We start from the raw sequence: 13,137 nt of genomic DNA on the forward strand, positions 1-13,137 counted from the left end.
ATATGTATGCAAAATCGAGCCGTTATTCATTTTTGTAGTATGTTTCGGGTAAAGGAGCGGGCGGGATGTCCGCACTTCCGGTAAAAGAGGTGATGATGTATGGGGCTGTCATTTTTCCATCCAGATGATGGATGCCTGTCTGCCGCAGGTATTGTTCCTGCGGTAGGAGAAGAACCACTCTTTCATGGAGTGGGTGCACAGGTCCAGGGCGAAGATGTTTTTCGGGAAGAGGCCCGCTTCGGTGAGCTGGTCTCTAGTCAGCTGCCAGAGGTCCATGGTTTGTGTTTTCGGGTCGAAATAGCAGGTGAACGCTTCTCCCCATTCCGTATCGAAATTCGTGAACTCGCTTTTGATCGGGCTGAGGCTGGGGCCTCGAACGGCCAGGACCTCTTTCGGTTCAATGCCGTAGGTACTGCAAAAGGCGATGACCGCCTGTTGGGGGAAGAGCATCCGGTTCCCTCGCCAGCCGCAATGGATGGCCGCTACATAGTTGCCTGAGGCGTGGGCCAGCAGGATGGGCTGACAATCTGCGGTCTTGATCACCAGACCAACCCCTTTTTCCCGGGTGGACAGCCCGTCTCCGGGATCTTCGGTCCCTTGAATGACGTCATGTTGGGGGTTGGGGATAAAGCCGCAACCGTGGACCTGCTTGAGCTCGCACCACTTGGAAAATCCCAGTTCCTTGCGGAATGCGTTGCGGTTGGCAAGAACCGTTTCGGGTTCGTCGCCCACTTCGAAAGAGATGTTGTTTCCTGCGAAAGGCCCCGTGCTGGTGCCGCCCATGCGGGTGCCAAAGGCGCAACGGATATGAGGCAGATCGGGGAAGGTGAAAGGGATGGAGGAAAGCATGGGGATTCCTTGGTTAGGTGATTAGGTTTTAAGTTTGAGGTTTTAGGTAACAGCGAGGGAGACGGGAGGCGGGAGACCGGAGACGGGTATCCGTAGAGACAAGGCATGTCTTGTCTTCGAAGATGGCGGCAAAAAGAGAAAATTCAATTCACAAAGTGAGAACTTTATTTCAAGAGTCGACAAAACCCGTGTCTCCGGTCTCCCGCCTCCCGTCTCCGTTCTTCGTTTTTCGTTCTTTTCATCTTCTATCCTTAAATCCGGATCATCTCATCTTCCGTAACAATAACATCGACTCGTTGATCCCACGGATCATGCGGCAAATGGTCCATAATCTGACAGGAAAATGCCAGGCCGATGACCAGGGCGTCATCCAAGGGATGGTCGGCTAGAAAGCGGTCGTAGTAGCCGCCTCCATAGCCGATGCGGTGCCCCTGGCGGTCAAATCCCACTCCAGGGACAAGGATGATCTCCGCCTTGGGATCGTCCATGAACGTACATTGGTTTCTGTCTGGTTCCGGGATATTGTACGAACCCTGGATCAGTTGTTTGTTGCTGCCGACAGAGTAAAAGTCCATGCATCCGGGTTCGTCCTTGCGGCAGCAGGGCAGAAGCACCCGGCATTTTCGGTTCAGGCAGTCGTCAAACAACGGCCAGGTGTCCACTTCATCGTTGACCGGAAGATAGAGCATCAGGGTGGCGGCCTTTTTCCAGGCGTCAAGTCCGGTAATACGCTCTCTGATCCGTTTATTGGCCCGGACCTTGGCATCCCTGGCCATGGCCCTGCGGCGTGCAAGAAGGGTGGAACGGATGGTTGATTTGTCCATGGTAAGTAACGTAGTGATCTGCTGGTTGCGGGCGAAGTCTTTTACAAGCGCCTCGGTATGGACAAGCCGCACATGACCGACGTGTTTGCTGCAGGAGACTGCCCTCTGTGCGCCTCGAATATGCGAGAGCCGGATAATGCTGCAAGCTGTATGAAATTGCAAAAAAGGAGCGGCGCTATGGCCACTGAGAAACTATGGATCGCCCTTGGCGACATACATGAAAACCTGACACATCTTTCCAGGATTCCTGACCTTGGCAAGGCGGAGCATGTCCTTGTTTCAGGGGATCTTACCAATTGTGGAGACAGAAGAAAAGCCGGGAGGATCATCGAGAAAATACGCTCATACAATCCCCGGGTACTTGCCCAGATCGGGAATATGGATTTGGCCGATGTGGATGTGTTTTTTACGGAACAGCAGATAAACACCCATGCACGAGCCGTGGATCTGGGTTCTGGTGTCACTTTGATCGGGCTCGGGTATTCCCTGACAACTCCTTTTCATACACCGTCCGAACAAGGGGAAGATGTTTTCAGAGAGTGGCTGGATACAGCCTATGCCGGGTGCGGGGAGTATGATCACCTGATTCTTATGTCGCACAATCCTCCCGTGGATACGAAAACGGATCGCATTGGATCCGGGGCCCATGTGGGCAGCCGGGCTGTAAGGGAGTTCATCGAGAAGGTTCAGCCCGATGTGTGCATCACCGGTCATATTCATGAATCCAGGGGGACGGACCGGATCGGCAGAACCGTGATCGTCAATCCGGGCGATTTCGCATCAGGCGGATATGTGGTCCTTACGAAGGACGACAGCTCCATCCGGGTCAGGCTGGAACAGGTACAATAACCAATGGGAGATCAATGAAAATCTATTCGTGGAACGTGAACGGGGTCAGAGCGGTAATCAAAAAAGGGTTTTGGGACTGGTTTGCCCAGGCGGATGCGGATGTGGTCGGTATCCAGGAGACCAAGGCCCATGAAGAACAGCTCGACCCTGCTGACCGATCGCCTGAGGGGTACGGGGCCATCTGGAATTCCTCAAAGATCAAGAAAGGGTATTCCGGCACAGCCTGTTTTTATCGCAACGCACCTCTTTCTGTACAAACCGGGTTTCCGGACGGCAGTTTCCAGGGGGAAGGGCGGCTCATTCTGCTTGAATATCCGCAGTTCTATCTGTTCAATATCTATTTTCCCAATGGTCAATCCAGTGACGAGCGCCTGGATTTCAAGATGGGCTATTACGATGCCTTTCTCGCCTATGCCCAGGAACTCAGGAAAACCAAGCCCATCGTCGTGTTCGGGGATTTCAACACCGCCCACACGGATATCGACCTGAAAAATCCCAGGGCCAACGAGAAACGGTCCGGGTTCCTGCCCAGTGAACGGGCCTGGATCGACCGGTTCATCGACCACGGCTATGTGGACACCTTCCGCATGTTCACCAAGGAACCGGGTCACTATTCCTGGTGGACCTACCGGTTCAACGCCCGCAAAAATAACGCCGGATGGCGGATCGATTATTTTTTCGTATCCGAAGAATTGCAGGACAAGGTCAAAAATGCCTGGATCGAGCCGCAGGTCATGGGTTCGGATCATTGTCCCATCGGTTTGGAACTGGATCTGGACTAGGTGATTCTCAGGTTTCGTCGGACTCGGTTGGTTCGGAATCAGGGACAAAAAGGCCGATTTTGGGAAACGAACTCAAATCGCCTGTTTTGGCCGCATGCAAAAAGGTGTTGGCCCAATTGAAGATATCATTTTTTTTGATGGCCTTTCGCAACAGCGTCATGCGTTCGTATTGCTCGGAAGCGTTCATGGTCAATGCCTGGTGCAGGGCTTCACTCACTCCGTGCTCGTCATACGGGTTGACCAGGATGGCCCCGTGGCTCAATTCGGCTGCCGCCCCGGCAAATTCGCTTAAAACGAGCACCCCGTCCTTTTGGTTCCTGCAGGCACAGTATTCCTTGCAGACCAGATTCATCCCGTCTTTTATAGGGGTGACCAGGCAAACATCAGAGCGGATGTATTGCCGGATGAGTTCCTCCCGGCTCAGGGATTGAAACAGATAGTGGATGGGTATCCAGCCGTTTTGACTGAACCTGCCGTTTATCTCGCCCACAAGCTGATCGATTTCCTGTTTGAGCTGGTCGTAGGATCCAACGTCCTGGCGACTGGGGACTAAAATCTGTTTAAAGATGATTTTTCGGGCATACTCGGGATGCTTTTCCAGGAGCTGGGCGATGCCCCGAAGCCGCAAGGGGATGCCCTTGGTATAATCGAGGCGATCGACCCCGAGAATGATCTTGTATTCATCTTCCTTGCGTCTATCCGGAATATTTGGGGCTTTGTGTCCCTGAGTGCGCGCTATCCGGGAAAACGTCTTGAAATCGATGCTGATGGGAAAGGAGCCCACCCAGATCTCCCGGCCATTGATGGTGTAAGATCGTACATGGCCTTCCCCCTGTTCCCTGGCCTCGGGTATGAGATTGAATACGCAGTCCCTGAAATTGCGCATGTCCCGAACGGTCTGAAATCCAATAAGATCGAATTCGAGCAGAGCTGTGAGCAGCTCAAGACGCCAGGGCAGTTTGAGAAAGATGTCCAGGGGCGGAAAGGGGATATGCAGAAAAAAACCGGTTGTGCGCGCAATATTTTGATCAAGAAGTTCCCGGGCCACCAGCATGAGATGATAGTCGTGTACCCAGATGTAATCTGATGGTTTGCTGTATTCACCAATGGTTTTGGCAAAATGGGCGTTCACTGCCTTGTAGCTTTGCCAATAGGAAGGGTCGTACCTGCAAAAGGCCGGGAATTCGTGAAACAGAGGCCAGATGATCTCGTTTGAAAATCCCGCGTAATAGCTTTCCACCTCCTCTTTGGTCAGATCCACGCTATAGAGATCAAACCCGCTCGTAGCGGTTTCCTTTTGCAGGAGCCGGGTAAATTCGTCCGGGGTGGTGAAATCATCACTGGCAATGCCCAGCCAGCCGATCCAAAGCCCCCCCCGGTCCCTGAAGACAGGCCCCATGGCCGTGACCAGACCTCCTGATCCTGGAGATGCTTTCCAGCCATCATGTTCGTCTTTTTCCAGGACAATGGGGAGTCTGTTGGAGACGACCACGATACGTCGTCTGTTGTTCATGCTCGTAACTCCTGTTTTTTTGCCTGGTGTGTGATTTCCAGCCAGGTTTGAAGTGTCAAACGAACTGCCTGACAATCCTCGATGATCGCGTCGGCCATGGTGGGCCGATTATCTCTTCCCACTTTGATTCCAAGTCCCTGCGGCGGCAGACGGGTGAAGACGTCTTCGTCGGTAAGATCATCCCCCATATAGACGATCAGATCTGCAGGCGGGTCCAGGGAATCGATACATTCAAGCAGGGCGATCCCCTTGTGTCGGCCCGGTGTGCGCAGTTCGATCCCGCCGTTAAAGGTCAGGATTTCCAGATTATGGTGATCAGCCAACAGGGACCATGCGTTGCGGATTTGCTCGAGCAGCTTGTCGGCCGTTTTTTCATCCTCTCCCCGCACATGCAGTGCCACACTGGTTTGTTTGTCCTCCAATCGACCTCTATCTGATATTTCCCTGGCCTGGGTTTTGGCCCGTTCGATTCCCTGGGCCTGCGTGGCAGTGATCTCTTCTCGAATGATCGTTTTATTGTGCGAGAGCACCTCCATGCCGTGAGAACCGATGTAAGTGCCCGGGATCTGAATCATGGCCCGGAGTTCGCTCACGGGCCGGCCCGAGACAAGGATGATCCGTGTCGGGGTCAACATGGCGATCTCTTTGAGTATCTCAGGAATACCCGGTAAGGGATGGGCCTGTAACGGATCGACATGAAAGGGCGCCAGGGTCCCGTCATAGTCCAGACCGAGTGCCGGGTGGCGTGATGACCGCACCTGGTTCCAGAATGCCTGGTTCAGGGGTACGTTTTTCTCGCTCATAATTCGATGCGCTCCTCGAGTCCGTGCAGTACGGCCGACATAAGGGTCAGGTATTCGCGCAAATGCCGGGTGAGCAGGAAGTTTTCCTGAACAAATCCCCTGGCCTTGTTCCCCATTTCAATCAGTTTATCCCGATTCTTGAGCAGATACCGGATACGCAGGGCCGCTCCTTCCGGTGTATTGACCAGAAATCCGGTGTGGTAGTTGATCACCTGCAGCCTGATGCCTCCGGTATCCCCGCCAATGACCGGTTTACCTTTCCACATGGCCTCGGTCACGGTCAGGCCGAATCCTTCCTTGGTCGATTTCTGGATAACAATGTCCGAGATGCGCTGCAGGGCATTGATGGTCACGTTGGAATCCGGTGGAAGTTCAAGGACGTGGATGTCCGGATCGTCGCCAGCAGCCTCGAGCACCTCGGCCAGAACCTCCTTGCCCTCGGGATCGTCCGAGGCCCCGCCACCGGCCAGGACCAGCTGGACCGGATAGTATTCCCTGACCAGTCGGTAGGCCTGGATGACCCCTACCGGGTCCTTGAACCGGTCGAACCTCGAAATCTGGGTGATCACCGGGCGAGAGGGATCGATCCCCCAGTCCTGATACACGGATTCCTTTTCCATCCAGTTGAGATCCCGGTTTTTGTCACTTAAAGGATCGATGGATGGCGGTACCAGATACATGGGATGGGGCAGGGGCTGGGCAAAAGCGGCCAGCGACCAGATGGAGGCATCGTATCCGGTTACGAAGCGCCGCAGATATTTCCACAGGGGACGATAGGGACGGCTGACATCGATATGACAGCGCCAGATCCACTTGCCCTTGCGGTTGGGCAGGGCGTTTAAGAGTGGAGCGGGCTGGGGATCGTGAATAAAGACAATGTCCGCGTTTTCCAGGATATCCTGCAATTCTCCGGCACGCTTGATGTTGGTTGATTCATAGGCTGCCAGAAGTTGTTTGGTCATCTCGACCCGATTGCCCTGAAGTCCATTGTGGAATCGTTTGGTGCAATTATAGAATTCTGGCGGGCCGGTGATGATTTCCCATGAGGCATCGAGTCCGAGTTCCTTTTTGAGCGGGATGAGACGGTTTAAGATCTCTGCGACCCCGCCGCCTTCCCGGGTCGAATTGACATGGACAATGGACAACCCCTTGAGACTTTCAGCGAGCTGATGGAGCTGATCGATGACATTGTCACCAACGATACGGGCGTATTGTTCGAGAAGGGTCATGACAATCCCTCCTGCTGGGCGCATTCGGCACAGATGCCGCTCAATTCGGCGCGTAGTTCGGACAGGGTGGTGAAATAGGGGTCCACACTGGCCAGGCGGTTGGCAAGGATGTCTTTGGCGCTTCCAAATTGATACAGCCATTCGGTGAAGTCATTTTTGCCGTGGATGGTTCTCCCGCGTGCGTCGATGAAATGATAGAAAATGCTTCCCGAGGTCATGTCCGCGATGCTCCTGGTCAGTTCCCCAGGATCGCTCAAGCGGCGGTTGGTATCAAAGACCACGATCTGGGCATGGGTGAAGTGAAAGGGGTTTTTGGCCTTGATCCAGGTTGCCAAAATGCTTTCGTCCATGCGTTCTTCGATGATATCGACAAGCTCCTGTCTGAGTTCTTCCAGACTGGTGAACTGGGTCGGATCCACCAGGGCCAGTCGTTCGGCAAGGATGGAGTCTCGTAATCCGTGCCAGGCCCACCCGGCAAAATCATTTTGGTACTCGGGTTCGTCAAAATAGGGCCGAAGCAGGCCACCCCAGAAATGGTAGTAGATGCAGGACAGGGACGTGGAAACAAGCCGGTCCCGGAATTCACGCAGGTCCTGAGCCCTGGTCCCTGTTGCAATGGGGATGAGGGCGCAATCCTTGATGACAAATGGTTCTTCCATGCTTTCCTCCGAACAGATGTGATGCGATGCTGCTGATGCTGCTGCTGATTGGTTGATCTGTTAGCACGGATGGGAGAGATTTGGCAAATGGGGAGGAAGAAAGGCGGTTTTAGGTGTTAGGTGTTAGGTTTTAGGTAACGACAAGTGCCCCCAGTGTCAGGAAGGGGTAGGGGCACGGCGTGCCGTGCCCTTGATGTAAGAAAAAGTACGGGAGAACGGCGGTTTTAGTATCTTACTCGTGAAAGTCTGCCATAAAAAACAAGAAAATTTTATAACCGCTTGAACTTAAAACTTAAAACCTAAAACCTAAAACTGCGGCTTGGCCGCATTAGGTTTTTAGGTAACGGCAAAAAAAAAGCGGTGGGGCGGTAAAATTCCGGACGTGATCCGTCATCCCGGCCTTTGCCTGGATGACGACGAGGGATGAAAATTCAGCTCCAAAATGACAACTTTTTTTCAGGACTCAAAGGGAAAAGACAGAGAAGGGCATGGGGGATCAGGCGGTCCATTGCAAAAAGAAAAAGAGCATGGTTCCGAGAGATGCGAACAGCAGACACGGGGGAACGAGTCTGCGCCAGGTAGCGGCCAGCTCGGTGTGGAAGAATTGGCAGGTGAGAATGAAGCAGATGTGGATGGGGGAGATCATCACCCCGGTGAATCCGGCAACAGATGCCAGGACGAGATAGGGGATCGTCTGGTCCTGCATGCCCAGGGTGGTCAAAAGACCCAGAAGAAGTGGGAAGGTGGAGCCGACAAAGGCCACGTTGATTCCGGCGATGGCTCCGACCAGAAAGGGGAGAAAGACCGAGGCGGCAAAGAGGGCTGCATTTCCGCCTGCGCTCTGTGCCATGGCGTCGACCACGCGGGCGGCGTCCATGATCTCCTTGAAGATGAACACCGATGTGACCACCAGGAGCATGTCGCGCAGGCTCTTTTTGGTCAGGACCTGAATCAGAAATGTGCGTCCAAGGCGGTTCTGGATCATGACGCACAAAACGGATGCGGCCAGCGCGGCGATCACTCCCAGCTCAAAGGGCACGCCGGGTGCGACAAGGGGGATCAGGCTTTCAAGTCCCACGGCACCGGCAATGGCCACTAGAAGCGGAAGTCCCTGAACAAGTACCTTGCAAGGTGAGCGTTGGGCGCCCCGGGCAGGTTCCGGATGGACGTTTATTTTGAGGACACCCGGTCGCAGGAAAAAGATCCAGCCCGAAGCGAACATGAACAAAATGGCCGGCCAGGTGCGGGAGATCAGGGATGCGATGGGGATGTCCGCCAGGGCCACGGTCAGGATGATCCCGGGATACAGGGGCCAGCCGAGCTCCCAGATGTGGCGGAACCAATAGTTGATCAGGGCCTTGTCCCTGTTTGAGACCTCCATGTCCTGGGACACGGTCTCGATCATGGGCGCGGAAAATACGGCCCCGCCGGGCATGGGCAGAAGACCGATCAGGGCGGGAAAAAATATCAGTCTCAGTCTCGGGCTGGTCAGATATCCGGACAGGGCGTCCATGAGCCGTCTGGATTGTCCGGAACGTTCCAATGCGTCCGAGAGCATGAGGATCAGCGCCACAATGGCCACAAGAAAGAGAAATTTGTCACCTGTGAGGGCTTTTGCTCCTGCCTGTCCCATCGGCAGGGGTCCGATTCCAAACACCAGTCCCAGGGCGATTCCACCTGTTAGAATGGACAGCCCCAGGGAAAGTTTGAAGCGCATACCCGCCAGCATGATGACAAAGGCGAGCAGAACCTTGGCAAAGGGGACGTATGGGATGAAAATGTTCATGATCCGTGTGGCTATGAGGATTTTTCCGAGGTTCCGGCCATGAGCAGGCCGATGCGGGAGATGCCGTCCGTGTCGTTTGAGGAGATGATTTCCAGAATTCGGCCCCGGAACATGACGGCGATGCGGTCAGCCAGGGAGAGAACTTCTTTGAGATCTCCGGAAACCAGGAGAATGCCGGCGTGTTCCCGCTGGGCGATCAGGGTCTGCCAGACTTCTTCAGTGGCTCCGATGTCCAGCCCCTGGGTAGGCTGTTCGGCGATGATCAGGCGGGGATTTTTTCCCAGCTCACGGGCAAGGATGATTTTTTGGAGGTTGCCTCCGGAGAGATGTCCCGCTTTGGAGTCGATGTCATTGGGAGTGAGAACCTTGTAGGTTTCAAGGGCCCTGGAAGTCAGATCCCTGGCCTTGTCGGCCTGCAGGAAAGGGCCTTTGGAAAATTCATCGATGCGAGTGAGCATGTAGTTTTCGGTCAGATCGAGGCTGGCAATGGTTCCGGTCGTATGCCGGTCTTCGGGAATATAGGCCAGGTCGGTTTTGTTTGCCCGTCTCCATGTCAGATGGGTATAATTTGTCTCCTGCCAGCAGATGCTTCCCTCGCTGAAAGGAGCAAGCCCGGTCAGGGCAGCTATGAGCGCTTCCTGACCATTCCCTGCCACACCGGTTATCGCCAGGATTTCCCCTTTTCGGATTTCCAGATCGATCTCTTCAAAAACTATTCTTCCTTCCTCATTGATCCCCTTGAGTCCCTTTGCCGAGAGTACGGGAGCTTCGGGGGCAATATTCTCTTTATCCACTTTGAGTACGATTTCACGGCCGACCATGAGTCTTGCCAGTTCACGCTTGCTGCGGACCTGCTCCGGCAGGATGTGGGTGATCATCCTGCCCCGGCGCATGATGCTTATTTGATCGGCCAGCTGCATAACCTCGTCGAGTTTGTGGGTGATAAAGACAATGGGGTGGCCGGATCTGGCAAGTTTTTTGAGTGTCTTGAAGAAGAGGGCGATTTCCGATGGGGTCAGGATGGCCGTGGGCTCGTCAAAGATGAGAATTTCGGCGTTACGGAAAAGCAGTTTGAGGATTTCGACCCGCTGCCGTTCTCCCATGGAGAGGTCGCCCACCCGGGCCATGGGATCGACGACCAGCCCGTACTGGTCAGAGAGTTCGCGGATGCGGGCGGCAGCGCCCTTTAAGTCGAGAATCGGGGTGGCTGAAGGGGTGCCCAGGACGATATTTTCGACGACACTCAGGGGTTCAATGAGCATGAACCGCTGATAGACCATGCCGATCCCCCGTCCCAGGGCCTGGGAGGGGGAGGAGAACCGGACGGTCTCGTTGTTGAGTACGATTTCGCCTTCATCCGGCTGATACCGGCCCGAAAGGACCGACATGAGCGTACTCTTGCCCGCTCCATTTTCGCCCAGCAGGGCGTGGATCTTCCCGGCATGGATGTCCAGGGTAATCTTGTTGTTGGCTACAAGATTACCGAAGCGTTTGGTAATATTTTTGAGCTGAAGGACCGGGGCGTCGGGGCTGTTCATGGGGGGGCGGTTTTAGGTGTTAGGTGTTAAGTTTTAGGTTGTAAGTTCCAAGGAGAAAGTGTGCAGGAAAAGAGATTGCTGATGTCGAGTCCTTCCACTTACCACCTAAAACCTAACACCTAAAACAGTTTTTATCCTTTGGTTCTTTCAGGCTGGGGAAGGCGGGCCAGGGAGTGGACCGGGGTGGTGATGTAGGGATTGGATTCACCCTCCTGGGCCACGCAAAAGACACCGAGAATCTCCGGTACCCTCTGCAGTCCGGCCAGGTGAGCGGTTTCCTCAACCAGGCTGTCCAGGGCCGCGATGGTGCTTCCGGTGCTGACTACATCGTCGATGATGATGATGCCCCGACTTGCCTGGGCGAGCAGGTTCATGTCCCGTTCGTAGATATACAGAAAACCGCTTTTTTCAGATGTGGCGATATTGTCCACTGCCACCTGAATGACCGGACGACGGGCTGCCTCCATGTGTGGTTTGATCCGATTGTAGGCCACAGCTACTGCCTCCATGTCCAGTTCTTCGGAGACCACCTGACTGAGCTGGAGGGCCTTTTCAACAACGGTCAGCACGGCAACGCCGGTCAGATCGGGAATGATCGAGGTGATTTTTTGGGCCAAAAGTTGTCCCATATCCCGGTTCAGCCGTGTCTGACCCACAAGATTGAACGAAGCCACCTTGAACCGTCCCTCTTCCTTGTCGATGAACACATAGGGAAGCTCGATGGGATACTCCAGTCCATCCACATGCAGGGAATATTTATCGCCCGATTCAAGCGATCCGAGGATGTCGATCATGAGAGTTTCCTTGGGTTGTAAAAGTGCGCTGTGAAAAAGTGGAGACTCGTTTTATTAACGTATTGAGCCCAAATCTTTTTTGTCTTTGGCCCTGTTCTCTTGTGTATGATGGTGCCGTCTCTGCGCACTGCCTGCTGCGCACTGTGCACTTTTGTTAGTACCTTACTCGTGAAAGTCTGCCATAAAAAACAAGAAAATTTTATAACCGATTGAACTTAAAACTTAAAACCTAAAACCTAAAACTGCGGCTTGGCCGCATTAGTCATACTTGATGGAGCTAAAACGCATCAGCTTGTCCCATTTATGCCAGGACTGGACCCGGCGGACAGTGCCGGTCTTGCCACGGAGAACCAGGGATGTCGTGGACGCACCCTGGCCGGTGTATTGGACGCCGGCGAGAAAGGTGCCCCCGGAAATCCCTGTGGCCGCGAAAAAGACGTCTTCACTGGCAACCAGGGTATCCACGTCGAGAATCTGGGTCAGATCGTGGCCGCTTTTCTTGAGGGCCTTTTTTTCCTTGTCCAGCTGGGGATCGAGCCGTGCCAGGATCTGGCCTCCCAGGGCCTTGATGGCGCAGGCAGCGAGAACGCCTTCGGGTGTTCCCCCGGTGCCCATCATGATGTCCACCTCACTGGTGGGATCCACCGCCATGAGGGCCCCGGCAACGTCGCCGTCCGTGTGTAGCTGAATTCTGGCACCGGCCTCGCGGATGGAGGCAATCAGCTTTTTGTGACGGGGCTTGTCCAGAACAAAAACCACCAGATCGTTGACGTCCTTACCCAGGGCCTTGGCCGCCTCTGTGAGATTGTCCTTTACCGGGGCCTCGAGATCGACCACGTCGCGGGCGGCTGAGGGTACAACCAGCTTTCTCATGTAATAACTCGGACCCGGATCGTACATGGATCCTGCAGGGGCGACACCGATAACCGCAATGGCGTTGGGTCGGCCAAAGGCCAGAAGATTGGTTCCTTCCACCGGATCAACGGCAATATCGACCCGGGCACCCTTGCCGGTCCCAAGTCGCTCACCGTTATACAGGGCCGGGGCCTCATCCTTTTCGCCTTCACCGATGATCACCGTGCCGTCGACGTCCACGGAATCAAATGACAAACGCATGGCATCAACAGCCGCACCGTCACCCTCTTCCTTGTTGCCTTTGCCCAGCCACCTGGCCGAGGCCAGAGCCGCTGACTCGGTCACCCGGACAAGATCCATGGCCAGATTGCGTTGGGGTGCTTCCATGACAGTTCCTCGAGATGTAGAGATAGAAGAAATTTTAGAAATTTTTGAGATTGGAAAGACGGTTTTAGGTGTTAGGCTTTAGGTGATTAGGTTTCAGAACTCGACACGCGCACACAAAAGGACCCGAGGTCCGTGATCCGAGGTCGTTTTTCGTCTTTATCGGATCTCAGACCTCGGTTTTTTCCTTACCCCTTACCCTTTCGCATACTCGGAGTGCAGAAACTATTTCGCTGGTTCCCTGTCTTTTCCTAAAACTTAAAACCTAACAC

General features: G+C 54.3%; 12 protein-coding genes. 2 read left to right on the top strand and 10 right to left on the bottom strand.

What is annotated here, in order from left to right; translation table 11 throughout:
- Nucleotides 1–108: 108 nt before the first annotated feature.
- On the bottom strand, nt 109–849 hold the full coding sequence (locus ACTVJH_RS12430; protein WP_455991236.1) for a polyphenol oxidase family protein: 741 nt from the start codon (nt 847–849) through the stop codon (nt 109–111).
- Nucleotides 850–1,100: 251 nt separating this feature from the next.
- Nucleotides 1,101–1,673 (bottom strand): 5-formyltetrahydrofolate cyclo-ligase, encoded by a 573-nt coding sequence (locus ACTVJH_RS12435; protein WP_455991238.1) that lies wholly within the window; start codon nt 1,671–1,673, stop codon nt 1,101–1,103.
- A 177-nt stretch (nt 1,674–1,850) separates the two neighbouring features.
- Between ACTVJH_RS12435 and ACTVJH_RS12440 the strand changes: the two genes are divergently transcribed.
- Nucleotides 1,851–2,522 (top strand): metallophosphoesterase, encoded by a 672-nt coding sequence (locus tag ACTVJH_RS12440; RefSeq protein ID WP_455991240.1) that lies wholly within the window; start codon nt 1,851–1,853, stop codon nt 2,520–2,522.
- 14 nt (nt 2,523–2,536) lie between these two features.
- The gene (locus ACTVJH_RS12445) at nt 2,537–3,304 is read left to right on the top strand and encodes an exodeoxyribonuclease III (RefSeq protein WP_455991242.1); all 768 of its coding nucleotides are present in this window, start codon (nt 2,537–2,539) and stop codon (nt 3,302–3,304) included.
- Nucleotides 3,305–3,311: 7 nt separating this feature from the next.
- Here the strand turns inward: ACTVJH_RS12445 and ACTVJH_RS12450 are convergent, their stop codons facing one another.
- The 8 genes from ACTVJH_RS12450 to glpX all read right to left on the bottom strand — a co-directional run bounded on the left by ACTVJH_RS12450 (nt 3,312) and on the right by glpX (nt 12,868).
- Nucleotides 3,312–4,817, bottom strand: coding sequence for an alpha,alpha-trehalose-phosphate synthase (UDP-forming) (locus ACTVJH_RS12450; protein ID WP_455991244.1), 1,506 nt, complete (start codon nt 4,815–4,817; stop codon nt 3,312–3,314).
- Nucleotides 4,814–5,620 (bottom strand): trehalose-phosphatase, encoded by an 807-nt coding sequence (otsB, locus tag ACTVJH_RS12455; RefSeq protein ID WP_455991246.1) that lies wholly within the window; start codon nt 5,618–5,620, stop codon nt 4,814–4,816. The genes ACTVJH_RS12450 and otsB overlap by 4 nt, the downstream gene beginning before the upstream one ends.
- Nucleotides 5,617–6,849, bottom strand: a complete 1,233-nt coding sequence (locus ACTVJH_RS12460; protein WP_455991248.1) for a glycosyltransferase — start codon at nt 6,847–6,849, stop codon at nt 5,617–5,619. Before ACTVJH_RS12460 ends, otsB begins: the two co-directional genes overlap by 4 nt.
- The gene (locus tag ACTVJH_RS12465) at nt 6,846–7,508 is read right to left on the bottom strand and encodes a DUF5752 family protein (protein WP_455991250.1); all 663 of its coding nucleotides are present in this window, start codon (nt 7,506–7,508) and stop codon (nt 6,846–6,848) included. Before ACTVJH_RS12465 ends, ACTVJH_RS12460 begins: the two co-directional genes overlap by 4 nt.
- Before the next feature lie 496 nt (nt 7,509–8,004).
- Nucleotides 8,005–9,294 (bottom strand): DUF401 family protein, encoded by a 1,290-nt coding sequence (locus ACTVJH_RS12470; RefSeq protein WP_455991252.1) that lies wholly within the window; start codon nt 9,292–9,294, stop codon nt 8,005–8,007.
- Between the two features lie 11 nt (nt 9,295–9,305).
- Nucleotides 9,306–10,832 (bottom strand): ABC transporter ATP-binding protein, encoded by a 1,527-nt coding sequence (locus ACTVJH_RS12475; protein ID WP_455991254.1) that lies wholly within the window; start codon nt 10,830–10,832, stop codon nt 9,306–9,308.
- A gap of 131 nt (nt 10,833–10,963) precedes the next feature.
- Entirely contained in the window at nt 10,964–11,626 is a 663-nt protein-coding gene (locus ACTVJH_RS12480; protein WP_455991256.1) for an adenine phosphoribosyltransferase, read from the bottom strand.
- Nucleotides 11,627–11,884: 258 nt separating this feature from the next.
- Entirely contained in the window at nt 11,885–12,868 is a 984-nt protein-coding gene (glpX, locus tag ACTVJH_RS12485) for a class II fructose-bisphosphatase (protein WP_455991258.1), read from the bottom strand.
- Nucleotides 12,869–13,137: the final 269 nt, after the last annotated feature.

Source organism: Desulfoplanes sp. PS50 (assembly GCF_053851535.1).